The organism is Pedobacter steynii (assembly GCF_001721645.1).
GTDB lineage: Bacteria > Bacteroidota > Bacteroidia > Sphingobacteriales > Sphingobacteriaceae > Pedobacter > Pedobacter steynii_A.
Map to the genome: position 1 here is coordinate 2,626,258 of NZ_CP017141.1, position 23,332 is coordinate 2,649,589.

The 23,332-nt window shown below is 40.7% G+C and carries 19 protein-coding genes; 7 read left to right on the forward strand and 12 right to left on the reverse strand.

Annotated elements, in window-relative coordinates; genetic code table 11:
• Window positions 1-33 precede the first annotated feature (33 nt).
• From BFS30_RS10885 to BFS30_RS10895, 3 genes are all read right to left on the reverse strand, one after another.
• Complete coding sequence (locus BFS30_RS10885; protein WP_069379316.1) at window positions 34-1,284, reverse strand: DEAD/DEAH box helicase; 1,251 nt, start codon at window positions 1,282-1,284, stop codon at window positions 34-36.
• Between the two features lie 112 nt (window positions 1,285-1,396).
• Entirely contained in the window at window positions 1,397-2,173 is a 777-nt protein-coding gene (locus tag BFS30_RS10890) for a DUF4197 domain-containing protein (RefSeq protein WP_069379317.1), read from the reverse strand.
• Window positions 2,160-4,055 carry a vWA domain-containing protein gene (locus BFS30_RS10895; protein ID WP_069379318.1) on the reverse strand — a complete coding sequence of 632 codons (1,896 nt, stop codon included), beginning with the start codon at window positions 4,053-4,055 and terminating at the stop codon, window positions 2,160-2,162. Before BFS30_RS10895 ends, BFS30_RS10890 begins: the two co-directional genes overlap by 14 nt.
• A gap of 97 nt (window positions 4,056-4,152) precedes the next feature.
• Here BFS30_RS10895 and BFS30_RS10900 point away from each other — a divergent pair, with 97 nt between their 5' ends.
• Both BFS30_RS10900 and BFS30_RS10905 read left to right on the forward strand, forming a co-directional pair.
• Window positions 4,153-4,731, forward strand: a complete 579-nt coding sequence (locus tag BFS30_RS10900) for an RNA polymerase sigma factor (protein WP_069382389.1) — start codon at window positions 4,153-4,155, stop codon at window positions 4,729-4,731.
• On the forward strand, window positions 4,724-5,992 hold the full coding sequence (locus BFS30_RS10905; protein WP_069379319.1) for a carboxypeptidase-like regulatory domain-containing protein: 1,269 nt from the start codon (window positions 4,724-4,726) through the stop codon (window positions 5,990-5,992). The genes BFS30_RS10900 and BFS30_RS10905 overlap by 8 nt, the downstream gene beginning before the upstream one ends.
• A gap of 60 nt (window positions 5,993-6,052) precedes the next feature.
• On the opposite strand, the gene BFS30_RS10910 is transcribed toward BFS30_RS10905, so the two are convergent.
• The 6 genes from BFS30_RS10910 to BFS30_RS10935 form a co-directional block, all read right to left on the reverse strand.
• Window positions 6,053-7,063: an inorganic phosphate transporter gene (locus tag BFS30_RS10910; RefSeq protein ID WP_069379320.1), complete on the reverse strand. Its 1,011-nt coding sequence runs from the start codon at window positions 7,061-7,063 to the stop codon at window positions 6,053-6,055.
• A gap of 11 nt (window positions 7,064-7,074) precedes the next feature.
• Window positions 7,075-7,716 (reverse strand): DUF47 domain-containing protein, encoded by a 642-nt coding sequence (locus tag BFS30_RS10915; RefSeq protein ID WP_069379321.1) that lies wholly within the window; start codon window positions 7,714-7,716, stop codon window positions 7,075-7,077.
• Window positions 7,717-7,861: 145 nt separating this feature from the next.
• Entirely contained in the window at window positions 7,862-8,887 is a 1,026-nt protein-coding gene (locus tag BFS30_RS10920) for a sensor histidine kinase (protein ID WP_069379322.1), read from the reverse strand.
• Between the two features lie 34 nt (window positions 8,888-8,921).
• Window positions 8,922-9,569: an HD domain-containing protein gene (locus BFS30_RS10925; protein WP_069379323.1), complete on the reverse strand. Its 648-nt coding sequence runs from the start codon at window positions 9,567-9,569 to the stop codon at window positions 8,922-8,924.
• A gap of 60 nt (window positions 9,570-9,629) precedes the next feature.
• Window positions 9,630-9,890, reverse strand: coding sequence for a helix-turn-helix domain-containing protein (locus BFS30_RS10930; protein WP_069379324.1), 261 nt, complete (start codon window positions 9,888-9,890; stop codon window positions 9,630-9,632).
• A gap of 106 nt (window positions 9,891-9,996) precedes the next feature.
• On the reverse strand, window positions 9,997-11,172 hold the full coding sequence (locus BFS30_RS10935) for a THUMP domain-containing class I SAM-dependent RNA methyltransferase (RefSeq protein WP_069379325.1): 1,176 nt from the start codon (window positions 11,170-11,172) through the stop codon (window positions 9,997-9,999).
• Between the two features lie 72 nt (window positions 11,173-11,244).
• Between BFS30_RS10935 and BFS30_RS10940 the strand changes: the two genes are divergently transcribed.
• The 3 genes from BFS30_RS10940 to BFS30_RS10950 all read left to right on the forward strand — a co-directional run bounded on the left by BFS30_RS10940 (window position 11,245) and on the right by BFS30_RS10950 (window position 14,588).
• Entirely contained in the window at window positions 11,245-11,610 is a 366-nt protein-coding gene (locus BFS30_RS10940; RefSeq protein WP_069379326.1) for a DUF3127 domain-containing protein, read from the forward strand.
• 444 nt (window positions 11,611-12,054) lie between these two features.
• A complete protein-coding gene (locus tag BFS30_RS10945) occupies window positions 12,055-13,893 on the forward strand; it encodes a sensor histidine kinase (protein ID WP_069379327.1) in 1,839 nt (612 codons plus the stop codon).
• The gene (locus BFS30_RS10950; protein ID WP_069379328.1) at window positions 13,893-14,588 is read left to right on the forward strand and encodes a response regulator transcription factor; all 696 of its coding nucleotides are present in this window, start codon (window positions 13,893-13,895) and stop codon (window positions 14,586-14,588) included. Before BFS30_RS10945 ends, BFS30_RS10950 begins: the two co-directional genes overlap by 1 nt.
• Here BFS30_RS10950 and BFS30_RS10955 read toward each other — a convergent pair.
• Together BFS30_RS10955 and BFS30_RS10960 are read right to left on the reverse strand one after the other, a co-directional pair.
• On the reverse strand, window positions 14,585-15,358 hold the full coding sequence (locus BFS30_RS10955) for a GLPGLI family protein (protein ID WP_069379329.1): 774 nt from the start codon (window positions 15,356-15,358) through the stop codon (window positions 14,585-14,587). The two genes, BFS30_RS10950 and BFS30_RS10955, sit on opposite strands and share 4 nt — an antisense overlap.
• A gap of 5 nt (window positions 15,359-15,363) precedes the next feature.
• A complete protein-coding gene (locus BFS30_RS10960; RefSeq protein WP_069379330.1) occupies window positions 15,364-18,159 on the reverse strand; it encodes an outer membrane beta-barrel family protein in 2,796 nt (931 codons plus the stop codon).
• A gap of 271 nt (window positions 18,160-18,430) precedes the next feature.
• On the opposite strand from BFS30_RS10960, the gene BFS30_RS10965 reads away from it, so the two are divergent.
• A complete protein-coding gene (locus BFS30_RS10965; protein WP_069379331.1) occupies window positions 18,431-19,954 on the forward strand; it encodes a sulfatase family protein in 1,524 nt (507 codons plus the stop codon).
• A 128-nt stretch (window positions 19,955-20,082) separates the two neighbouring features.
• Window positions 20,083-22,362 (forward strand): helix-turn-helix domain-containing protein, encoded by a 2,280-nt coding sequence (locus tag BFS30_RS10970; RefSeq protein ID WP_069379332.1) that lies wholly within the window; start codon window positions 20,083-20,085, stop codon window positions 22,360-22,362.
• On the opposite strand, the gene dapF is transcribed toward BFS30_RS10970, so the two are convergent.
• A complete protein-coding gene (gene dapF / locus BFS30_RS10975) occupies window positions 22,363-23,148 on the reverse strand; it encodes a diaminopimelate epimerase (RefSeq protein WP_069382390.1) in 786 nt (261 codons plus the stop codon).
• Window positions 23,149-23,332 lie beyond the last annotated feature (184 nt).

Consider the following 23,332-nt stretch of genomic DNA (forward strand, 5'->3'; position numbering starts at 1 on the left):
ATCCCCTTCCCTAAATGCTATTAATTTTAGTTTTTATTCTTTTCCAGGACCCGGAGCTCCGGCAGCTTTCGGCTTTTTCTTCCAGAATTTACGCTGTGGTTTCTTTTTATCGTATTTTTTTTCTGTGGAAGGGCTGGTTGGCGTATCGGCAGGTGCTTCTCCAAGATGTTCAGGAAGCGGCATTCTGTCGATTTTTCTGTCAATCAGTTTTTCAATGCTCGCGAATTTTCGTTTGTCCTTATCATTTACCAGGGTAATCGCGGTACCGGTTGTTGCCGCTCTGGCTGTCCTACCAATCCGGTGAATATAGTCTTCCGGATCATGAGGCACATCAAAATTGATAACCAGACTAATACCCTCCACATCAATTCCTCTGGAAAGTACATCTGTTCCGATCAGGACAGGAACTCTTTTATTTTTGAATTCAGATAAAATCGCCTCGCGCTCTTTTTGTCCCAGGTCGGAATGGAAAGCCTCTGCTTTGAATCCTAATCCACGAAAAACCTTACCCAGATTTTTTACTTTTTCTTTGGTGGAAGCAAAAATCAGAATACTTGGGAAGTCTACATTTTTCATTAGCTCAGTTAGTAGTTTTACCTTCTGGGCATCATGAACAAGATAGGCTTGCTGGTTAATTCCTGCTGCCGGTTTAGAAATGGCAATGCTGATCTCTTCAGGATGCTGAAGTAACCTGCCTGCAAGGGTTCTTATTTTTGGTGGCATGGTTGCAGAAAACAACACCGTTTGTCTTTTCTGTGGAAGGAAGCTCACAATACGCATAATGTCATCATAAAACCCCATGTCCAACATCCTGTCTGCCTCATCCAATACCAAATGCTGGAGTTGATCCAGTTTCAGCAGGCCTGAAGAAAGATGGGATATTAATCGTCCCGGAGTGGCAATAATGATGTCTACACCTTCACGCATGGAACGCTTTTGCTGCTCATAGGCGATACCGTCTCCACCACCATATACCGTTAAGGAACTGATATTGGTGAAATAAGAAAGTGCTTCTACCTGTAAATCAATCTGCTGTGCAAGTTCCCGGGTTGGAGCTAGTATCAGGGTATTATTATGACGTTCCTCTGTCTGGCTGATCATATTCATGATCGGCAACAGGTAAGCGCCGGTTTTCCCGGTACCTGTTTGTGCGCAGGCAATTAAATCTTTTTTATTTAGAATAAGCGGGATAGCTTCTTGCTGGATGGGGGTGGCATTGCGAAAACCCATCGCTAATAACCCTTCTAGTAAGTCCGGGTTAAAATTAAAATCTTTGAAATCCAATATACTTCTATGTTGTTAGTATTACCCTATAAAAGTAACCTTTATTTCATTACTTATATAATGTTTTTTACTTGCATGGGCTTGATTATTAAATTATAAGCCCATACAGGCCTTATTTTTTCTGTTCCGCGTAACCGAATACCTTCTGCAAAAGAGGTGTGGTTCTGGCACCCAGACTTCCTCTGATTTTAAGTTCTTCCTGAGCAACCTGTATAAACATTCCGTCAATTGCTTTTTCTGCTACATAGCCGGAAAGGTCCGTGGAGACCGGTTTTACAAAAGGAAGCTTATTATATTGACCAGCTGCGTCTCCCCAGTATTTTGCTGCACCGACCTTGTTCAGGCTGTTTGTAATTACAGGTTGGAATTTTTCCATCAACTGCGACGTAGTTACCCTTTTAAAATAATTCGTTGCCGCATCCTGTTGCCCCAATAAAATATTGGTCGCATCTGCGATGGTCATTTGCTTGATTGCAGAAACGAATATAGGCTTTGCTTCTTTGGCCGCATCTTCGGCAGCCCGGTTCAGGCTGAGAATCACATTATCGGCTAATGAACTCATCCCAATGCTACGCAATGTCTTTTCTACCTTTTGCGCTTCAGGAGGAAAAAGGATTTTTACAGCCGCATTTCCTAAAAAGCCATCTTTTGCAGAAAGTAGGTCGGTACCTCTTGATATTCCTATTTCCAAGGCTTCTTTAATTCCAAAGCCCATCTCTGATGTACTCGGCGTTCCCGTTGTCGTAACTGTGCTTTTTGAAGTATTGGCACTACCTGCTTTGGTCGTTACTTTGTTTAAAATCTTTTTGAACTTTGACTGGCTAAATACGGTTATACTGCTCAAACTGATAAAGCAGGTCGCCATCAAATAAATACTAATTTTTTTCATTATGGTCGTTTGTGTCTTCAATACTAAGCAATTCTTTGGCCAATAACTGAGAAGACTTCACTAATTTTAAAAACTCGGAGCGGTAACCTTCTTTATCTTTTCCCATCGATTGTTCCGTAAGGCTGATCACTTGTTCAAAAGATGATCTTTGTTTAAAATCGGATTGTCTTAACAACATGCCAAATTCTGCTACAGCGGCAGCGAATCTAAAATTATTGCTGCTGCCTTCAAAGATGGTGGAGGCGTCTATGACGGATTTTTGAAGTAGTTTACTGCTGTGGCCATTAGGTTCTTTGTAGCGTAGTTTTACGGTTAACATTTCCGGACTGCTATTGCTGCTGCTGTTTTTTTTGTTTTCCTGGTATTTTAATGGGTCAACGGATGGAGTAAAAGTGCTTTGGACACCGATAGGGATGATTTCATATAGGGCGGTCACCGTATGTCCTGAACCCAGATCCCCCGCATCTTTGTGATCGTCGTTAAAGTCTTTATTTGCCAGTAACCTGTTTTCATATCCAATTAAGCGGTAGGCCTGTACTTTTGCCGGATTAAATTCAACCTGAAGCTTTACGTCCTTGGCTATGGTAAAAAGTGTTCCCCCGAACTCATTCACCAATACTTTTCTTGCTTCAGTGATGTTATCTATATAAGCATAATTACCATTTCCTTTATCGGCCAGTGTTTCCATCTTGCTATCTTTGGTATTGCCCATTCCATAGCCGAGAACAGTTAAGAAAACACCGGATTTTCTTTTCTCTTCTATCAATTGTTCCATTTCTTTATCGCTGGATGCACCGACATTAAAGTCCCCATCTGTGGCAAGGATTACCCGGTTATTGCCTCCTTTAATGAAATGTTGACTGGCTACTTTGTAGGCCAGCTCAATTCCTTGTCCACCTGCCGTTGAACCGCCTGCAGTTAATTTGTTTAAAGCTTCTTTGATTGTGTTTTTAAGATTTCCGGATGTAGAGGGGAGGACCAGTCCGGAATTACCTGCATAGACCACAATAGCTACTTTATCTTTTTCACGAAGCTGATTGGTAAGGAGCTTAAAAGAGGAAATCAATAAGGGTAATTTGTTCGGCTGGCCCATGGAACCCGATACATCTATCAGAAAAACAAGGTTTGATGCAGGAAGCTGATCGGTTTTCATTTTCCTTCCCTGAAGGCCAATTTGCACCAGTGTATGTTTATTGTTCCACGGTGCCGTGGAAATCTCTGTGATGATATTCACCGGATCATTTCCTGTTGGCTGAGGATAATCATAATCAAAGTAATTGATCATTTCCTCAATCCTTACCGCATCTTTAGGTGGTAACCCGCCGTTGTTCAGGAATCGACGGACATTACTATAGGAAGCGGCATCTACATCAATAGAAAAGGTAGATAATGGTGTTTTATCAGGGTTATGAAAGGTGTTTTCCTGAATGTTGGCATAACTTTCTGTATTGGATGGGAGAAACATAACGGTACTATTACCATAGGCCTGAACGGGACTGGATTGTCCAATCTCCATTACGCTGGAGGTTATCATTCTTTTTGCCTGGGTCTTATAGCCGGTAACCACAACTTCATTTAAGGGCTGGTGGTCAGCTTCTAAAGCGATGTTAACTCTGGATTTACCCCCAACTTTTATGGTCTGTGTTTTATATCCTATGTAAGAAAACTGCAGCTTATCTTCATTGTTATTCAACACAATGATATACCTGCCTTGCTGATCTGTAACCACCCTTTTTTTGGTTTTGGGGATACTGACCTGTGCCCCCGGAAGTGGCGATCCATCACCTTTATCTGTCACAATTCCCTGAATTGTTTTTACAGTTGTCGCTTTAAATCCGAATAGAAATAAGATCATGAAGATCGGGAGCAATAGCTTTTTCATAATTTCCTTTTTTAGGAATGATGTAAGCTTTAAAGAATTTCCATACCAGTATCAGAAAATATTTTTATACTTGAGCGAATTATGTCCAGGACAGCTATTGAAGTTTATTAAAAATAATACCAGAATCCAGGAGCAGGACGATGCTGCTTTGATTGCCCGATATAAAATCAGCGGCGACCTGGAGGTATTGGGCCAGCTGTACAACAAGTATATGCACCTGGTATTTGGGGTCTGCCTGAACTACCTGAAGGATGAAGAACAAAGCAAAGATGCAGTCATGCAGATTTTTGAAGAGCTGGTTGGCAAGCTGAAGGTTCATGAAGTACAGAATTTCAAAAGCTGGCTTCACGTCTTGTCGAGGAACCATTGTTTAATGGCTATCCGTAAAAATTCCAAAAATACAACTGTCTCTCTGGAAGATACTTTTGTGGAAAACACAGAATTTGTGCATCTTGATATGGATGATACAAAGGAAACGAAGCTTACCGTTATGGAAAGGTGTATGGAAACCCTTTCTGAAGAACAGCGACTAAGCGTAGATTTGTTCTATTTGCAGGAAAAGTGTTATAAAGAAGTGGCGGATATTACCGGCTACGAAATGGTAAAAGTGAAGAGTTATATCCAGAATGGAAAAAGGAACTTGAAAATTTGTATAGAAAAAAACAGCAGTGAATAACGATTGGTTAGATATAGGAGTTTTAGAAGATTATCTTGATGGTAAGCTGGATGCTAAAACCATGAACAGGGTAGAGCGCGAGGCGCTTGAAGATCCTTTCGTGGCTGAAGCGCTGGCGGGGCTAAGTGCGTCACCAAAACGCTCTCTGCAATCTATTTCTCTGCTTCAGAAACAATTGCAGGATCGGATTGCTGAACAGCTGGATTCCAAAAAAACAAAGGTAATTACCTGGCAAAGACTAAGTATTGCCGCAACTGCGGCGGTGTTGTTCATTTCAGTAAGCATCATTTTCTGGATGAAAGAGGCTGCAAATCAGAATCAGTTGGCTAAACAGCCTAAATCGGTTGATGTAAGCATTGCACCCGTTGTTCCGGAACCAGTATCTCCTGTTTCCGCAGATGCACTCGCTCAGTTGAAAACTGCTCCTAAACAGAAGGAAACTGAAACAGAAAAGAGCCCTGTTACCCTTCGTAATGAAGAAGTCGATCGGGCCCTGCGTGCCGCTAAAATAAATGCTTATGCGGCGAACCGCACAAAAGTAGCTCCGGTACCCACTGCAGATGCGGCCCCGGAAACACTCAAAGAAGTAGTTGTAGTTGCTTATCCTGTCACGCAAAAGAGAGCTGTGACCATGAGTGCTCAGAGCGTCATTGCTCCTGCAGAAACGGTCGCGGTGAATAATGCTGCCGCTGCCAGAACAATGGCAGCTCCTGTAGGAGGAATAAGTCCTTCAGTGTTGATGGGGAAAGTGACGACAGCAAGTAATGGTGAGCCAATGCCGGGCGTGTTTGTAAAAATAGAAGGGACTAAATTAACTGCAGTTACTGACGCAGAGGGAAGGTTCAGAATTTCGGCTGACAGCAGTATAAAAGGTGATAAGATAGTCTTGAATTATTTAGGTTATAACTCAAAAGTGGTTTCTGCAAAATGGAATGAACCGATGAGCATCCGTTTAGTAGAAAATAATTCGGCATTCGATAAAAAAGATACACCGGATGTCGCTTCTGGTCCTGATGGAGGTTGGGATAAATGGGCCAGGTATATTCGAAGGAATAATAAATTAAGTAAAGAGCCTTTCCTTAATAGAAAGGTGGAGCTTAGCTTTATCGTTGGAGCAGATCGCAGGCCGGCAGATGTTAAGGTCCTGAATGGGATTGACGAAGCACATGATCAGGAAGCAAAAAGGTTACTCCTGAATGGCCCTAAATGGAAGATCCCGTCTAATCCAGCTGAGCGGATCAGCTTTAACATCGTCTTTTAGAAAATAAAAAACGGGATCATCAGTTGATCCCGTTTTTTTATATTTTTTTAAATCCTGTTTCTAAAAGAACAAATGGATCACTGAGTAAACAATTGCGGCAAGGGTAGCAGATACAGGAATGGTTAATACCCATGCCCATAATAAACTTACTGTTACACCCCAGCGTACTGCTGATACTCTTTTCAATAAGCCTACACCAACAATAGATCCGGTAATCGTGTGTGTGGTAGAAACCGGTATTCCAAAATGTTCTGTAATTCCTAAAGTCACCGCACCAGCTGTTTCTGCTGCAACACCTTCAAAGGCATTTACTTTAGTAATTTTTGAACCCATTGTTTTAACGATTTTCCATCCTCCACTCATTGTTCCTAATGCAATTGCAGCGTAACAAGAGATTGGAATCCATTCTGGCATTGCATCGCCTGTCTTAAGCACGTTTGCAGCCACCATGGATACATAGATGATCCCCATTACTTTCTGCGCATCATTACCTCCATGGGTAAAACTTAAGGCTGCAGATGAGATTAATTGTAGCCTTTTGAACCACTTCTCTGCCACAGAAGGTCTTGCATTCTTAGAGATGTGAAGGATAATAATAGATATAATCACGGAAATTATCATTCCAATTACAGGGGCCAGCACAATAAAGGCGACCACTTTTAGGATAGGGGCAAGGTTAATAGCCGACATTATTCCGGCCCCAACCGTTGCTGCTTTGGCCATACCAGCACCAGCAAAACCTCCAATAAGGGTGTGTGATGAACTGGAAGGGATGCCAAACCACCAGGTAAATAGGTTCCATGTGATGGCCGCTAACAGACCAGCGAGGATTACTTCAAGAGTAATGAAGTTCTCCACAACCGTTTTAGCAATCGTATTGGCCACTTTATGGTCTGTAAAATAAAAATATGCAGCAAAATTGAAGAGCGCTGCCCATAACACTGCCTGGAATGGGGATAATACTTTCGTAGATACAATTGTTGCAATTGAGTTTGCGGCATCATGAAAGCCATTAATATAATCGAAGGCAATTGCCAGGACAATTACAACAACCAATAAGGTAGTTACCATTTTTTGAAGGTTTAAGCGTTCTTTACCAAAATAGATTCCAACACATTTGCTGCATCTTCACATTTGTCTGTAGCCATTTCTAAGGTCTGCAGCACTTCTTTTTGTTTAATTAGTTCAATCGCGTTGGTTTCAAATTCAAACAAACGGGCAATAGCCAGGTTGGTTACATAGTCAGCCTGATTCTCACCGCTGTTAATCCTTACACAGGCATCAGCGATAACGCGGATATTTTTGAAGCTCCTTAATTCTTTGATGGCTTTATCCAGATCGGTACACATTTCTACCAAAAGTTCTGCAAGTTTGATCATTGCATCGCCAATGTTAACAATGTTGTACAACTCGATGTTGCTTGCAGACGCATGAATGTAATCCGCAATGTCATCAACAGCACTGGCTAGTGCATGGATGTCTTCCCTGTCAAAAGGAGTAATAAAATTCTTACTTAATTCTAAGAAAATTGAATGAGTAATGTCATCCCCAACGTGCTCAAGACGCTCCACCTCTTTGATGTATTCTTTTCTCTTTTCCAGATCAGTTGCGCTTAGGGCAAGCAATAAGGCTTCAGAAATTTTTAATACATTACTACCTGCCTGTTCAAACAAGGGCTGGAACTTTTTGTCTCTTGGAGTGAAGAACTTAAAAATGCTATTCATCTGTTATATTATATTTTGTTTTAATTTTCAGATGAAACCCGCATGGCGCCTAGCCCATCCTATTTATAAAATATGATACAAAAGTATGAGTGTAATGTTAAGTTAATGTTAAGTGTTAAGTTATTTTGAAAAAGCTTTGTTTCTGTTAACCAATCTTTTCGAGTGTGAAAGCAAATGTTGTCCCGATCTGCTGAGTACTCCTTACCGAGATGATCTGCTGATGTGCTTCCAGGATGTGTTTTACTATAGCCAAACCTAATCCGGTACCACCTTCCTGTCTCGAACGGTGCGAGTCTATTCTGTAAAAACGTTCAAATAAACGGGGCAGGTGCTTTTCTTCAATTCCAATTCCATCATCCGTTACCTCGACCAGGTATTGGTCATGTAATTCGAAAATTTTTATGGCAGTAGAACCATGCTCTTTGCCATACTTTATAGAATTCTGGATCAGATTGATCATTACTTGTCTGATTTTCTCCCGATCTGCTCTTACGTAAGCTGGGTGAGTATATTTATCTTTGAACGAGATGACAATCTCTTTCGTTTTCGCTTTGTCTTCCAATCCCTCCATTACTTCTTTTGCCAGAAGGACGAAGTCGAATTTGGTATAATTGATTGGAATCTCTCCGGTTTCCAGCTTGGAAATAGAATCCAGGTCATTAATGAGGTAGCTTAGCCGCTCTACGTTATTCTCTGCTTTTTTTAAAAATTTAGTGGCCATTTCCGGATCGTCTGTCAGACAATCCTGTAAAGTCTCTATATAACCCTGTATGGCAAACAGAGGGGTTTTAAATTCATGAGACACGTTGGATAGAAATTCTCTCCGGAACTGTTCCTGTTTTTTTAGAATATCAATCTCTCTTTTCTTTGCGCCAGCCCATTCTTTCACCTCATGTTCCACATCGTTGATGGGATCAGAGCTGACATATTCTCCTAACGCGTCTTTGAGATCTTTTCCGAGTTTAAGGTTGTGAATGAGCTTGTAAATCAATACAATTTTGGAATAGATATACTTTTCCAGGAGGTAATAAAAAACAATGAAACTGGTGATGAAAGCTACTGCAAAAGAAACCAGCATAAAATACCAGCTCTGTTGAAAATAGAAATTCACCAGTCCAATGGAAAGGCCAACTGCAAAAGCAGCAATGAGTACGAGGACGCTTAACTTCATGCAGGCAATTTACAACTTAGATTTAAATTACAGGTTAAATTTTCCCCTGCCATTCCTGATAAAAATGATCCAGATAAAGGAGCATAAAATCATGGCGCTGAATCGCGATTTTTCTTCCACTCTCGGTCTTCATCAGATCTTTCAATTTCAGGAGTTTTTCATAAAAATGATTGAGAGTAGGTGTGCTGGAGTTTTTATATTCTTCTTTACTCATGTGTAGGTTCGGAGAAATCTCAGGGTCATATAGAACCCGGTTTTTATAGCCACCATAAGTGAATGCCCTGGCGATCCCAATGGCACCGATCGCATCCAGGCGGTCCGCGTCCTGGACGATATCCAACTCTCTGGACTGAAAATTAATTTCCCCAAGACTGGCTTTGTAGCTCAGATTTTTGATGATTTCCTGGACATGACTGATCAGGCCTGGCTCGAGCCCCAGACTGTTTAAGAAATCTCCGGCTATTCTCGGACCTATTTCTTCATCTCCATCATTGAATTTCGGATCAGCAATGTCATGTAGTAAAGCTGCCAGTGCAACAATTAGTTCATCTCCTTTTTCCGTTTCATTCAGGTGCTGAGCATTTTTATAGACCCTTTCTATATGAAACCAGTCATGACCTGCTTCAGCACCTTCCAGTGTTTCTTTAACAAAGCTTATCGTTCGCTCAATAATTGTATTCATCAGATTTGCATTTGAAGCAAAAGTATCTGAATTGATCCTAAAAAAAAATGGTGTGGAGAATTATATCTGGACGAGCTGTGCTCTGCCAAAGTCTGTAGCCCTGAAATTAATCAGCTGATTCATCTGGACATCCAGAATAACGGAAATCTGATATAAACGTTCCACGGTCAACTTACTATGGCCCAATTCAATTTTGCTATAGGCATTCTGGGAAATGTGGAGCTGGGAAGCGAGATAGTCCTGGGTGAGGGCTTTGATTTTCCTCACTTTTTTGATATTGCCGGGAATATCCCTGACGTTAATTTCGAAGCGCTCTTTCATAGTTTGGGAAGTTTAGTTTTCGTTTATACAGGGTATAAACGAAAACTAAACACAAATGGATTTCCAAAAAGATAAAAAAAAACGGTTTCTATATGAAATAGTTACATCAGTCCTTTGGTTCCGGTCTTCTTGTGCCATCATACAACTCATATTCCAGCATTCGGCAATCTAGTTTTCCGTTATAAAATTCTAATTTTCTGGTAGCTTTAAGGCCGATTTTCTTGGCCAGGTCGGGGTTCCCGGTAAAAATATAACCGAAATAGCCTTTACACTCCTGCTTCATGAAATCGCCCATTCGCTTATAGGTCAGCTCCAGTTTGGAGTGTACACCCAAACGTTCTCCATATTCCGGATTAAACAACACGACTCCTTTACCGCCCTCAGGTACTTTTGTTTCTGCGAAGTCACAAACTTCAAAAGTAATCAGGGTATCTACACCGGCTGTTTTTGCGTTTTTTCGACTTACATCCACCGCATCTTCGGACAAATCTGTTGCAATAATCTGCAAATCAATATTTTTAATCACCTGGTCTTTCAGAATTCTTCGTTCTGCGAAAAATACTTCTTCATCATAGCCAAGGACGTGCATAAAGCCGTAATTCATACGGAAGAGCCCGGGTCTTCGGTTAGTGGCAATTAATGCGGCTTCAATGGCTAGTGTTCCTGAACCACACATCGGGTTCACAAACGGTGATTTCTGGTCCCATTGGCTGCTCATAATTACTCCTGAAGCCAACGCTTCCAACATTGGAGCTTTTCCGGGAATCTTACGGTAACCGTGTTTTGCCAGTGTTTCTCCGGAAGTATCGATAAATATATCTGCTTCACTATCCTTCCAGTACAAATGAACTACTGCTTTATTCGCATCGGAACCAGAATTAGGACGGATTCCCTTTTTGTCTTTGATACGGTCAACAATAGCATCCTTTACCTTTAAATTAGCAAAGAGTGGTGTCGTAATTGTTGGGTTATCCACATTTGAAGTCACCGAGAAATATCCTGAAAAATCAATCAGCTCTTCCCAGGCCATATCTGCCAGCTCCCGGTACAGTTCCTCCGGATTATTAGCTTTAAAGCTCTTTAAACAATATAAGATCTGACTGGCACATCTTAAGTTTAAATTTAACTTGATGCATTCAGTAAGGGTAATGTTTAATTCTACTCCAGTAGGGAAATCCCTAACAATAGTATAACCCAGGGATTTAACCTCTTCCTGTAGATATGGCGATAATCGCTTGTTGCAGGTTAAGATAACCTTGCTTTTTGTGTGGAAAACTTGCATAATTTATTGTGCGAAGTTATCAATAAAAATATAGAGATTTGAACTTCGTACGAGAATAAAACAGTATTTGTTATGGAAATAAAAGGAAAAGTGCATGAAATTGGTGCATTACAACAGGTGAGTGAGACTTTTAAGAAACGTGACCTGATTATAGAATATGCAGAAAACCCTACTTATCCTGAATACATCAGGTTCGAGGCTTTACAAGATAAAACAGCTTTATTTGATAGCTTAAAAACTGGTGATGATGTTGAAGTTTCATTTAACTTACGTGGTCGTCCATGGACTGACAAAACCGGAAAAACATCTTATTTTAACAGTTTAGTCGTATGGCGTATCAATGCCCTTACTCCAGGAGCTGCAGCTGCAACTCCGGCATATGCTCCACCAGCTGACCTGAATAGCGCTCCAGGCGAGGAAGATGATCTTCCTTTCTAAAGATCTTTTTTAAATAAACAAATTGACCAACGAGGCTATCCGATCATTTCGGATAGCCTTTATTATTTGTTTGGTCTGCCTTTACAACATCGTCGGGATGAGCTCGTAATGAATCCGGACTGACTGCATTTTGCCTCTATAGTGAGTCCACCTTTTTACCGCAAAAACGTGGACTCACTGTGGACTAAGTGTGGACTTACTGTGGATTCAGCTCAGGCGCATATCACAATATCCTACTGGTTTGCCTTTATACTTTAATATCAGTGATTTTTTCGGCAATATGTCTTATTGCGGGCCTTACTTTCAATTTCTCAATCCGGTTGTTTTATATCATTTTTCCAGGTATTTGTGTTAAATTGTTTTTCTCTACAGCAAAATCCGGTGTTAAAAAGTGTTAAATAAGCACTTTTGTAGGAATCCTTATTTATTTTTGAATATCCTGTAATGAAAAAGAGAAGCCTTTGGTTAATCACCGCCTTAATGACCATAGCCTTGCTTGGTGTATTTGTAATGCAATTGTATTACATCAGGGAAGCGTATAACCTTAAATCACAACTTTTTCAACAAGACGTTACTCAGGCTTTAAGTGCAGTAGTCAGCAAAGTTCAAAAAAGATATGCAGCCAGTCACCTGAATAAGAAGGATGACCAGCTAAGGGCAGAAAGAGAAGCCGAGCTCAGAGATAAAGCACAGCTATTGGTTGATTTTAAAGAACAGCATAAAGCAAACGAAGAGCTCCGGAAACTGGAACAGCAAAAAAAAATCATTGCTGATCTAAATATGCAGGATAGCGTAATCAGGAATAATTATCTCAGACCCATGATCATATCTGAAAAGGAGTATGTGTCGATGTCAAGTGTAGACAATGACAAGAAATCTCCATTACAGGTAGATATGAACTTCGGAGTGGATAAGGCTGGAAATGTCATCACGGCGAATATTAACCAGACTTATATTCCTGAGAAAATAGTAACTTTTAAAGTTACGACTGATCGCCTGCCTGATAGCATTCGTTATCTGGCTTTTAATCCCTTTAACCGAAAGCCATTATTAATTACACTTCCGAGGGTCTCTCCGGAAATGGCAGCTAAATTTAAAAGTGAAGACGAGATCGAGGCCCAGAAATTTCAACGGGCTTTTAAAGAGCTGCTGAATGATACGGTGATGATTAAGAACAATAGTCTGAATTATCTGGAAGATGTGGCAAAAGAAATGCAGCAGGAGAACATTCCGATTGATGAAAGAGTATCGAGGGATGTGCTGGATACGTTGATCAGAAACGAGCTGTTAAACAGAAATATCAAACTGAACTACGACTTCTGGGTAAAGCTGGCTAATAAAGATTCCGTGTTATATCGTCGGGTTTCCAATTCCTATGTAGAACCGGTTCCTGCGGATGTACATAAAATGGCCTTGTTTAGTAATGACATCTTCCGTGATCCGGGAATGTTGTATGTGAACTTCCCAAATGAAAACTCTTTAATTCTTGGAAATCTTAGTGCCACAATGGGCTCTTCTGCTGGACTGTTGTTGATTCTGATCTTTATTTTTGCCTATACCATTTATGCCATCTTAAAGCAAAAGAAAATTTCAGAAATGAAGACCGATTTCATTAATAATATGACGCATGAGTTTAAGACGCCTGTGGCCACAATTATGATTGCGAGTGAGGCTTTGAAGGACCCCGAGATTACAGAAGATAAGAATAGGGTGAAGCGATTGGCAGGAATTATTTATGATGAAAATGTACGCCTCGGGAATCACATCGAAAGGGTATTGAGTATTGCCAGGCTTGAAAAGAAGGAATTGAAGCTGGAACGGACGGAACTGAACATTAATGACCTGATCCTGGTGGTGGTCGACAGCATGAACCTACAATTGCAAAAGAAAGATGCCGAAATAAAGTTGCACCTGGATGCATCCGAGCCGATCATTTATGCAGATGAACTGCACCTTTCTAATGTCATTTATAACCTGATTGACAATGCAAATAAGTATAGTGTCAGTGCGCCTAAAATTACCCTTAGCACCAAAAATACAGGTAAAAATATGATTATTGAAGTCGCCGATGAAGGGATTGGAATGACTAAGGAGCAAACAAAACGTATTTTTGATCAATTTTATAGAGTGCCGACAGGAAATTTACACGATGTAAAAGGATTCGGACTTGGCCTGAATTATGTTCAGGATATCATAGCACAAATGAACGGGCTGATCAAGGTGAATAGTGAAAAAGATAAAGGCACTGTATTTGAAATAATATTACCTCTAAATCATAACTAATGAAAAGAATTCTATTGGTAGAAGATGATCCGAATCTGGGTTTGCTTTTGCAAGATTACCTGCAACTGAAAGGTAAATTTGACGTCATCCTTTGTGTAGATGGAGAGGAAGGTCTCAGGGCTTTTGGTAAACAGGATTTTGACATGTGTATTCTTGATGTCATGATGCCTAAGAAAGATGGATTTACACTGGGAAAGGAAATCAGAAAGATCAACCAGCACGTCCCTATTATTTTTGCTACAGCTAAAGCAATGATGGAAGATAAAGCCTCTGCTTACGATCTGGGTGGAGACGATTACATTACTAAACCTTTCCGAATTGAGGAATTGCTTTTAAGGATCAATGCGCTGTTGAAAAGAGTATCTGCCAAAGAGGAACCGGAGGCAAGCCCGGCTGAAACACATTTCCTGATCGGAGATTATACATTTGATTACACTACCCAACTGATTCACTTTAAAGGGCAACAACAAAAACTCAGCACCAAAGAGGCCGAGCTGTTACAATTATTGTGCTTAAAAAAGAATGCAGTACTTACCCGCGAAGAAGCATTGCTGAGTATCTGGCATGATGACAACTACTTTAACGGCCGTAGTATGGATGTGTTTTTAAGTAAACTAAGAAAGTACCTTAGGGAAGACCCTAAGGTTGAAATTCTGAATGTTCATGGTAAAGGGTATAAGCTGCTGGTCAACTAAAGGCTGAAAGCCTTTAGTGCAGTCTGGGCATAACTGCCCCAACTTTTTAAGGCCGAGTGAATGGTGTCCATCAAGCCTTTATTGTTTACCTGTTTTCCTTTTAGAGGGGCTTTTAGTTCTGCTTCCGTTACTGGCCTGTCTTTGATGCTTGTGGCAAACCAGGATACATTTTCGTGTGGTAAAGCAACACCCAGGATCATACCCGGTAAACCTGTAAATGATTCGGGGCCACCAGAAACGGGAATCTTATCCGTATAAAAAGCAACAACATACACAGAATCCAGAATAATTGCATTTGCCCTTCTGCATTCATATCCTGCAATTTCCCTGGTTTCTTCGGTGATTTTCCAATTGATTTTCCTGGTACTGTCCTTTACCAAAAAAGTCTCTTCATATACTTTTTTTTGGGCGATAAAACTGGAGTTAGACAGATCTGTGAAAATGGTGTTATTCTGGCCAGAAGTAGGATCATCTCCAAAAAAACCTCTTGAATCACTATTCTCATCTTTAAGCGGGGTAAATAAGGTCTTGTCCTTTGAAAAGGCAAGGGTGCTTTTTAAAACCTTAAACTGAGGTTGGTTTTTTTTATAAGCATCAAAAGCGGACTGCATATATGCTGAGTTGTCCTTATTGATGCTCTTTTTAATAACGGCATACATATTGGTTTTCTTTTCAAATTCGATTAATCCATCTGTCGTAAATCTTACATTCTGAGCCTGAACACAGGTATATCCGAATAAGAAGAAAAATAAAATTACTTTCTGTTTCATGGTACTTATGGTTTAGGGGCGGATCCACCCATTTTATTGAAATCCCAGATCAGGGATAACATGAAATATCTTTTAATAGTGGTATAGTTATTTTGAGTGATCATGTTGTTGTTAGCTCTCCTCTCAAAGCCAATATTCTGGTTGAGTAAGTCATTTGCAGAAGCGGTCAGCTTAAGGTTTTCTGATTTAAAGAACTTTTTACTGATTGATGCATTCCAGATGAAACGTTCAAACTCCTGGTTAAAGGTCTGGGTTTTTGCCCGATACTCATATTCGCCATCTGAGCCAATTTCTATCCCTCCTGGGAGATATAGACTGAAACTAGCCTCTCCTGCAGCTCCCCATCCGTTATTATTCAGTTGCCGCTGTAAAGAGGCTTCGCTGGTATTGTAGTTTGGGCCCGCTGATACATAAAATGAGTATTTTTTCTCCTGGTGTTTCGAAAGACTAAGTTGTCCGCGGTAAGAATTGGATTTTGTCGTGTTTATAGCCGTGTTTACCATGTTATAGCTGGTATTCCCGCTTACATTTCCATTTAAACCAATATTCAGATCCAATAACTTTATTTTTCTGTTAAAATAAGCATTGATTCCGAAATTGCTTGGCGTCTTCCCTTCTAGATTAATAGATTGAGAGGTGCTCTTTCCGGTTTCATCTGTGACCACACTACTGGTAATGGGATTCGAACTGAACCCATAGTTTGCACCAATATAGATCGATTGATTACTCATAACCTTATAGGAATTATATCCGATGTTGATGTTATTGCTAAAGGAAGGTTTCAAGTCTGGATTTCCAAGAATTATGTTTAATGGATCAGTATTGACTTTCAGTGGTTGAACCTGGTCTATGCTCGGCTGGCGTGTATTCCCATTGTAGTAAAAACGAAAAGATGTCATCTGTGAGACATTGTACCTGTAACTCGCCTGAGGATTCCAATTAGTGAAATTTCTTTTGTAAGTATTGTTGGTATACTTGTTTAACTGTTCGAACTTTACATCGCTGATTTTAGTCCCAAAACTGAAAACAGATTTGTCTTTCTTAACATTAAATATTGCTCCGCCCTGATTGGAAAGTTGATTGAGCTCGAAGTTATTGCTGAATTCCTGATCCAGATTACTATAGGTCCCATCGGCAGATTTATTAAACGATTTCCTGTCCGACACACCTTTATTTATGTTTAAGCCATAGTTAACAATAACAGAAATAGCTTTAGAAAGCGGTTCGGTATAGGTCAGGTTACTGCTAAAAGTGGAATTTGTACTGTTGTTTGTCTTATATTGATCAACTACCTGTTTGTTTGTGAAATTTCCCTGTTCATCAAAGAACTGATTTTCAGAATTCAGAAAGCCTGTACTTTTATTCTCATTAAATGCCTGATTAAGTCTTACTGAAAAAGTCCGGCCTTTTTTCTTCAATTTTTGAGTGTAGAGTGCGCTGGCATTTAAAAGTCGTTGATCCCCGTTATTGCTAAGCGTCCGGCTACTGTTGTTAAGTTGGGTGTCGTCAGCTCTAACACTAGAAGAATAAGAGGCATCATCTGAACGACTGTCCTTCAAGGTTCCATCGACCGAAACTTTTAAAGTGGAGTTGGAGTCAATATTAATGGAGTAAGTTCCGTCCAGTTTCTGTCTGAACATATGATTGCTGAATGTCTGATCGGAGATGCTGTTGATTGCTCCAGTCGGGAGATTGTTCTGGGTTAAAGTATTTCTTGTTCCGTCGACGTTAATAGCGCCGATTTTATAATTGGTATTGATACTTTCTTTGTCTTTATTCCATTTATTGTCGAAATGAGCACCCCCGCTTTTTGTTAGTGGAATACCTTGGCCATTGTACATGCCATTAAAGGAATCCAGATCTCCATCGTCACCTCCTGAGTAAAACATCATACCTCCATCATCACTCACTTCCATATTAGAGGAGCCGTATTTATTGCTGTCTTGCCAACCCAATCCTGTTTTGCCTGTATTTCCAATGGTTCCGTAGGCAGAGAGTTTCTTTTTGCCTTTGAAGGCATTGATCATGGCCTGACCCTGATAGAATTTGTCTGTCCCGACTCCGGCATCTGCCTTTCCGAAATATCCATTCTTTTTGTCTTCTTTAAGTTTAATGTTAATTGTTTTTGCCTTTTCTCCATCATCGATACCGGTAAACGTAGCCTGGTCGCTTTTCTTGTCATACAACTGCACCTTATCCACCATGTCTCCACGAAGATTTTTGGTAACCAGGGTAGGGTCATCACCAAAGAATTCTTCTCCATCAACAAGTACTTTATTCACAGCCTGTCCCTGGGCTGTTATCTTTCCGTTTTTATCGACGGTGATGCCTGGAAGCTGTTTTAGCAGATCTTCTACTTTTGAATTGGGTTGAATTTTATAGGCTGCGGCATTGAATTCTGTAGTATCTCCTTTTATTTTTATGGCGGCGATATTTCCTTTGATAATTACCCCTTTTAGAATAGTAGCTTTTAAGGTCATATTCATTTGTCCAAAATCCTGTGTTTTTTTTGCTGAATCTAGTTGAAAGTCTTCTACATAATCTGCATAACCTGGATAACTGAGCAGTAAGATGAATTTACCGGAAGTAAGATTGCCCAGGCTAAAAGAGCCATCGGCTGTAGCTCGGGTAAATTTCACTAAAGTAGAGTCTTTTGCTTTTAAGACTGTAATAGTGGAATTGACCATTTTGTAGCTGGCCGCTGTATCGGTCACCAAGCCCTTGATTTCATATTGAGTTTGTGCAAATAAGGACAATGAGCTCATACTAAACAGGAGTAAAGCTAAAATTTTATGTTTCATTCGGGGGAAATGTTTGGTTAATCTAAAGGTATAACTAAAGACTTAGTAATAGTGTTAAAGAATGTTAAATTATGTTAAAGCATATTTATTTTCAATGAATTATAGCGTTGATCGTTTGAGGTGTTTGGGTGAATTTTAGACGCAATTGTTTGAAAAATGTTTCTGAATCAACCATTTACTTGGTTCTTTTCTACAATTGTTGAGTGGAACGAACTATCTTATTACCTTCGCTATTCAAAGAATAGTTGAGAAGCTGTTTAAACGACAAAACATGAAGAAGAACCTGTTATCTCTTTTTTTTATAGCTATGGCATGTGCTGCAACGGCTCAATCTGTTAAGAAGACAAGAATTAAATCACCAAATGTCATTTACATTTATGCGGATGATCTGGGTTATGGTGACCTGAGTTGTTATGGAGCCACGAAAATTCAAACGCCAAACTTGGACCGTCTGGCAGCAAACGGGATCCGCTTTACAGATGGCCATTGTACCTCTGCAACGTGTACGCCATCCAGATACGCATTGATGACAGGAGAATATCCATGGCGTAAAAAAGGAACCGGGATTTTGCCTGGTGATGCCGCACTCATCATTCCTACTGATAGGACTACACTTCCAAACCTATTTCAAAAGGCCGGATACCAAACGGGAATTGTAGGAAAGTGGCATCTTGGTCTGGGAGAAACGGTAACCAAAGACTGGAACGGAGAAATAAAACCTGGGCCAAATGAAGTTGGCTTCAACTATTCCTTTATTTTTCCTGCAACAGCTGACCGGGTGCCTACAGTATTTCTGGAGAACCATAAAGTGGTTGCGCTGGAAGCTAATGATCCTATTGCGGTAGATTATACAAAAAAAGTAGGGGATGACCCAACAGGAAAGGATCATCCTGAATTGTTAAAAATGCAGTCTTCCCCAGGGCAGGGACACAATCAGACAATTGTTAATGGCATTGGTAGGATCGGTTATATGAGCGGTGGAAAAATGGCGCGATGGGTAGATGAAGAAGTGTCCACCACATTTCTGGCTAATGCGCAAAGTTTTATTGAGAAAAATCAAAAGCAACCCTTCTTCCTGTATTTTGCTTTGACAGAGCCACATGTACCCCGAATGCCGGCTACAAGATTTAAAGGAAAAAGTGGCTTGGGACTTCGTGGAGATGCAATCTTGCAGCTGGACTGGACAGTAGGAGAGATTATGAAGCAACTCAGGTTACTCGGAATTGAGAAGAATACAATGGTCATCTTTACGAGTGATAACGGTCCGGTACTGGACGATGGTTATCAGGATGAGGCGGTGACTAAACAGAATGGGCATTTGCCGGCAGGGGTTTTACGCGGAGGTAAATACAGCGCGCTGGAGGGTGGCACCCGGGTACCTTTTATTGTCAGCTGGCCCGGACAAATCAAGCCTCAGATTTCACCTGCATTGTTGAGCCAGATGGATTTGATTGCCTCATTTTCCAGCCTCATCGGTCAGCCTATACCGAAAGGAGATGCACCAGATAGCGAAAACCTGATTGCTGCTTTGCTGGGTAAAACAGTAAAGGGGAGATCTTCTTTTGTAGAGCAGGGTGGGCCACTTTCTGTGATCAAAGAAGGCTGGAAATACATTAGCCCTAGTGAAGGAGCGCCTTATATGAAAGATGTAGGTATTGAATCCGGGAATTTACCAACAGCACAATTGTACAATCTTAAAGAGGACCTTAGCGAAAAAAATAACCTGGCAGATAGATATCCGGAAAGAGTAAAAGAGCTGGCTGAATTGTTGGAAGAAATCCGGCAGAAAAAATAAACAAGGTATTGGTGTTTCTTTATGTGATTGTTTTTTAATTAAAACAGGTGTTTATTAAATAGCAGCATTCTTAGTATCTTTGGAAACGCCAATTTGAAGATGGTTTATTTTTAATTGATGCTTACCGTATGTCTGAACAGAATCCTGCCGAACTTGCCGCCAAATTTGTAAATTATACTTCCAAACATATCTTTCTGACGGGGAAGGCCGGTACGGGGAAAACTACTTTTTTGCGAAATCTGATTGAACTGACGCATAAAAAGGCGGTTATTGCAGCGCCTACAGGTATTGCTGCAATCAATGCTGCGGGAGTAACCATTCACTCTTTATTTCAACTTCCCTTTGGCACTTATCTGCCTAAAGCCCCGGCTGCAGAAGGAGACCATTATAATCAGCAATACAATACGCCAAAATCTATTGTACGTCATTTAAATATGACGGCCTCCAAAAGGAAGGTGTTGACAGATATGGAATTGCTGATTATTGATGAAGTGAGCATGCTGCGGGCAGATCTGTTGGATGCCATCGATATGGTGTTGCGCTATATCAGAAGAAATAATGCTGCCAGCTTCGGCGGAGTACAGGTACTCTTTATTGGCGATTTGCATCAGTTGCCTCCGGTAGTAAAGTCTACGGAATGGAGCCTGTTGGGACAGTTTTATAACAGTGCTTATTTCTTTGATGCTTTGGCCCTTCAGAACAATCCTCCGATTTATATCGAATTGGAAAAGATCTACAGGCAGGCAGATGAGGTATTTATTAACCTGTTGAATAACCTGCGAAACAATCAGGTAACCGCGCAGGATGTAGCCCTGTTGGATAAATATTATAAAGCTGATTTTAAGCCTTCCATTGACGATAAATATATTACCCTTACCACACATAATAATAAGGCCGACGCCTTAAATAAGCAAAGCCTGGAAGAGCTGAAAGCTCCGTCTTTTTTGTATGTAGCTAAGATTGAAGATGATTTCAGTGAGTATGCTTATCCTGCAGAACACATTCTGGAGTTAAAGGTTGGCGCCCAGGTCATGTTTATCAAAAATGATCCGACAGGTGAACAGCGTTTCTTTAACGGAAAAATTGCAGTGGTAACTTCGCTGAGAACAGATACGATTGAGGTGGAGACCGAAGGAACAAGAGAAAAGATTGTCCTGGAAAAATATACCTGGAAGAACATTAAGTATACTACGGATAAGGTGACAGGTGAAATTGAAGAGGAGTTGGTCGGAACCTTTACCCAATACCCTTTAAAGCTGGCCTGGGCGATTACAGTTCATAAAAGCCAGGGCCTGACCTTTGACCGGGCAATTATTGATATTGGAAGCGCTTTTGCACCGGGACAGATCTATGTGGCCCTTTCCCGTTTACGTTCTCTGGATGGACTGATTTTAACTTCCCAGATCTCCGGATCGGGCATCCGCCAGGATCAGAATGTTTCTTTCTTCTCTAAAACGAAAGAAAGTCAGGAGAATCTGGTTACACAGATCAGAACAGAAAGTGATGTTTTTCTAAGGTCTTACCTATTACAGTGTTTTGACCTCGCACCCCTGGATAACTATGTGTATGAGCATGTGCATTCCTACACCAAAGACATTAATAAATCGGCAAAACAGAAGCATGTAAAATGGGCGGGACAACTCCTGAAAGACCTGACTGAGGTAAAAGCAAACGCAAGTAAGTTTTTAGCTCAGATACAGCGGATGTACGAAGTAAAAACAGAAAAAGGAATGGCGGCATTATTGGAAAGAACCATTGCTGCGGAGAACTATTTTAACCCCTTGCTGGTTGGCTTTTCCAAACGCATCTTTGAGCGTATGGAGCTGGTGAAACTGGACAAACAGGTGACCGCCTATCTTACCGAACTGTTAGAGATGGAAGCGCTCTTTTATGATCAGTTTAAAAAAATACGTAAGGCGACAGCTTTGCTGAACGCAACTATTAATGGAGCTGAGTTTACTAAAAAGGATGTGAATGCTTTGTTAAGCCAGGCGGAACGGGCAGCAGTGATGGAAAAGGTTTTTGCAGTTCCGGGTAAGCTGGACTTTACAGCCAAAAAAACAAAATCTACAAAGACCAAAACTGCAGTTAAGAAAGAAAAAGCTCCTAAGGTAGATACAAAGGAGGTTTCGTTGGAACTACATAAAGAAGGAAAAACGATTGCTGAAATTGCCAGAGACCGGAAAATGGTAGTTGGCACCATAGAAGGGCATCTGGCACATTATGTGGCCAAACAGGAGATTGCAGCCAAAGATATTATCGGATCAAAAAAACTGGATAAAATTCTGAAAACCATCAGGGAACTCAAGACCATGCAGATGAACCCGATCCGGGAACATCTGGGCAGAGATTATAGTTTTGGTGAAATCAAAATTGGCCTGGCTGCATATCTGGCAGAAGGAGAGTGATCAGACCTCAGTATCTCCCTGAAAAACCTGTTCTGCAGGACCACACAGGAATATATTCCTAAACTGAGATCCATTGTAGTCAAACTGTATTTTCAGATCACCCCCCAATACTTTTACCGGAGTTTCAATATGTCCTTGCTGGTGTTTGTGCTGTGCCATAGATAAGGCTACGGCAGTGACGCCCGTTCCACAGGCATAGGTCTCATCTTCCACACCTCTTTCAAAGGTTCTCACAAACAGATGGTCTCCCTGATCTTCGACAAAGTTGACATTGATTCCTTCCTTTTTATAGGTGGAGTTATTGCGGATGGCTTTTCCCTCCTGATATACATCGAGGTCTTTTAACCCGCTTACCCGTTGCACGTAATGAGGCGAGCCGGTATTCAGTACATAAGCGTCACCATCATTTTTAATTACATCGATGTCAATCATTTGTAAATCAACCCAATTGCCTTCTGCTGAAATTTTGGCATAGTGAGGTCCGTCAACTGCCAAAAAATTAGTTTCCGTGTCAATTATTCCTAAATGCCTGGCAAAGGCAACGATACACCGGCCGCCGTTTCCACACATGCTGCTTGGATTACCATCTGCATTGAAATAAATCATCTCAAAGTCGTAGCCTTCACGGTTTTGCAGGAGCATTAACCCGTCTGCACCAATCCCAAAACGCCTGTTACAGAGTTGCAGGACCGTATTATTACCCGTATATTTAAAGGATTGATTACGATTGTCGATCAGAATAAAATCGTTACCGGCGCCCTGGTATTTAAAAAAGTGGATCTTCATGAGATGTGTATGCTTGTCATTTAACATTTTTTAACAGTATTCACGGCCTGTTACAGATACAAATATCGTTTATATGGTATTAAATTTGAGTAATTGAAACAAAAGAAATAGTTCTTAACGAGTAAAACGAATAAAATCACAATCCATGCCAGCTTTGCTTTAACCGGTTAATATGAAATGGATA

Bases quoted from the DNA above. Each gene is read 5' to 3' on its own strand.
- BFS30_RS10890 (WP_069379317.1), bottom strand. From the start codon at position 2,173: ATGAAAAAAATTAGTATTTATTTGATGGCGACCTGCTTTATCAGTTTG.
- BFS30_RS10935 (WP_069379325.1), bottom strand. From the start codon at position 11,172: ATGCAAGTTTTCCACACAAAAAGCAAGGTTATCTTAACCTGCAACAAG.
- BFS30_RS10945 (WP_069379327.1), top strand. From the start codon at position 12,055: ATGAAAAAGAGAAGCCTTTGGTTAATCACCGCCTTAATGACCATAGCC.
- BFS30_RS10940 (WP_069379326.1), top strand. From the start codon at position 11,245: ATGGAAATAAAAGGAAAAGTGCATGAAATTGGTGCATTACAACAGGTG.
- BFS30_RS10955 (WP_069379329.1), bottom strand. From the start codon at position 15,358: ATGAAACAGAAAGTAATTTTATTTTTCTTCTTATTCGGATATACCTGT.
- BFS30_RS10895 (WP_069379318.1), bottom strand. From the start codon at position 4,055: ATGAAAAAGCTATTGCTCCCGATCTTCATGATCTTATTTCTATTCGGA.
- BFS30_RS10920 (WP_069379322.1), bottom strand. From the start codon at position 8,887: ATGAAGTTAAGCGTCCTCGTACTCATTGCTGCTTTTGCAGTTGGCCTT.
- dapF (WP_069382390.1), bottom strand. From the start codon at position 23,148: ATGAAGATCCACTTTTTTAAATACCAGGGCGCCGGTAACGATTTTATT.
- BFS30_RS10925 (WP_069379323.1), bottom strand. From the start codon at position 9,569: ATGAATACAATTATTGAGCGAACGATAAGCTTTGTTAAAGAAACACTG.
- BFS30_RS10965 (WP_069379331.1), top strand. From the start codon at position 18,431: ATGAAGAAGAACCTGTTATCTCTTTTTTTTATAGCTATGGCATGTGCT.
- BFS30_RS10970 (WP_069379332.1), top strand. From the start codon at position 20,083: ATGTCTGAACAGAATCCTGCCGAACTTGCCGCCAAATTTGTAAATTAT.
- BFS30_RS10960 (WP_069379330.1), bottom strand. From the start codon at position 18,159: ATGAAACATAAAATTTTAGCTTTACTCCTGTTTAGTATGAGCTCATTG.
- BFS30_RS10910 (WP_069379320.1), bottom strand. From the start codon at position 7,063: ATGGTAACTACCTTATTGGTTGTTGTAATTGTCCTGGCAATTGCCTTC.
- BFS30_RS10915 (WP_069379321.1), bottom strand. From the start codon at position 7,716: ATGAATAGCATTTTTAAGTTCTTCACTCCAAGAGACAAAAAGTTCCAG.
- BFS30_RS10950 (WP_069379328.1), top strand. From the start codon at position 13,893: ATGAAAAGAATTCTATTGGTAGAAGATGATCCGAATCTGGGTTTGCTT.
- BFS30_RS10930 (WP_069379324.1), bottom strand. From the start codon at position 9,890: ATGAAAGAGCGCTTCGAAATTAACGTCAGGGATATTCCCGGCAATATC.